Source organism: Streptomyces musisoli, assembly GCF_016741855.1.
Taxonomy (GTDB): Bacteria; Actinomycetota; Actinomycetes; order Streptomycetales; family Streptomycetaceae; genus Streptomyces; species Streptomyces musisoli.
On sequence record NZ_JAERRH010000073.1, the window covers coordinates 1 to 1,650 of the forward strand.

Sequence of the window (1,650 nt, forward strand, 5' to 3'; positions counted from 1 at the left end):
TCGCTCGAACAACACAGGCAACGGAGCCACCACTACATCCGACTCCACCCCCTGCCACACCGACAACACATCCCGCCGCTCACCCACCGACAGAATGTCCACCGACCCCACCGGCACATCAGGATCGGCAACCACACCCGCCAGCAAACGACGCAAGAACACGACGAACGACTCGACCGTCGAACGATCGAAAAGATCCGTCGCAAACTCGAAGGCGCCCGTCAGACCAGCCGGAATACCCTGCTCGGCGAACTGCTCCGATATCCCCAGGGACAGGTCGAATTTGGCAGTGTTCGTGCTGAAGTCCATGAGGCTCAGGGTGAGCCCCTTGAGACGGAGTTCCGCCTGTGCATTGTTCTGGAAGGCCAGTGCGACCTGGAAGAGCGGGTGGCGGGACAGGGAGCGCGCCGGATTCAGCGCCTCGACCAGGTGCTCGAACGGCACGTCCTGGTGTTCGTGCGCAGTGAGCACCGACATGCGTACCTGCGCGAGGAGCTCGCGGAAGGTGGGGTTCCCGGAGAGATCGGTGCGCAGGACCAGCGTGTTCACGAAGAACCCGACCAGATCGTCCAACGCCTCATCGGTACGGCCCGCGACCGGCGAACCGATCGGAATGTCCGTCCCCGCACCCAAGCGGGACAGGAGTGTGGCGAAGGCCGCCTGGAGCACCATGAACATGCTCGTGCCGGATTCGCGTGCCAGTTCGGTCAGGGCACGGTGAAGTTCGGCGTCGATCTCGAAGGGCACGCGGTCACCCGAGTACGTGGCCGTGGCAGGCCGTGCGCGGTCTGCAGGAAGTTCGAGCTGTTCAGGAAGGCCCGCCAGCGCCTGGGTCCAGTAGGCCACCTGCCGGCTCAGCACGCTGTCCGGGTCGGACTCCTCACCCAGCAGTTCCAGCTGCCACATCGCATAGTCGGCGTACTGGACGGGCAGCGGCTCCCAGTCCGGGACACGGCCCTCGGCCCGGGCCTCATAGGCGACCGCGACGTCTCGCGCCAGTGGCGCCATGGACCAGCCGTCACCCGCGATGTGGTGCAGCACCACCACCAGGACGTGCGAGGTGTCGCTGACCGAGAACAGACGGGCGCGGATCGGGACGTCGACGGTCACGTCGAACCCTGATTGCCGGAAGGAGGTGATGAGTTCGTCCATCTCGCCCTCGGCCGCGGAGATCGCGTCGAGCCCCGCCCAGGCTCGCTCCGTGTCGAGGATCCGCTGGAACGGCGCGCCGTCCTCACCCTCGGGGAAGACAGTGCGCAGGCTCTCGTGTCGTTCGACGACATCGCGCAGGGCAGCCGCCAGCGCCTCCCGGTCCAGGGCGCCCGTCAGGCGCAACGCGATGGGGAGGTTGTACGTCGAAGCGTTCGCTCCCTCGAAGCGGTTGAGGAACCAGAGACGACGCTGCGAAAAAGAAAGAGGAATCATCACTTCTCCTGGGGGCGCGGCATCCGCCGAAGAGCGGGCCGGCGGGACTTCTCCGCTGCCCCCAGCCGCTCACTGAGGCTGGCAACATCGGGGGCTTCGAACAGTGCTCGAAGCGGGATCTCTACGTTCAGTTCGGTGCGGATGCGGCTTATGACCCGGGTCGCGAGCAGGGAGTGCCCGCCCAGGTCGAAGAAGCTGTCGTCGATACCGACGCGCTCCACACCG

Annotated in this window: 2 protein-coding genes; both read right to left on the bottom strand. The window is 65.9% G+C overall.

Features of this window, described 5'->3' with window-relative positions; translation table 11 throughout:
* Positions 1 to 1,425 (bottom strand): condensation domain-containing protein (locus JK361_RS40465; RefSeq protein ID WP_236054671.1); only part of this gene is annotated, 1,425 nt, incomplete at its 3' end.
* On the bottom strand, positions 1,425 to 1,650 hold a 226-nt coding region (locus tag JK361_RS41930), incomplete at its 5' end, for a phosphopantetheine-binding protein (protein WP_236054672.1). The genes JK361_RS40465 and JK361_RS41930, both read right to left, overlap by 1 nt.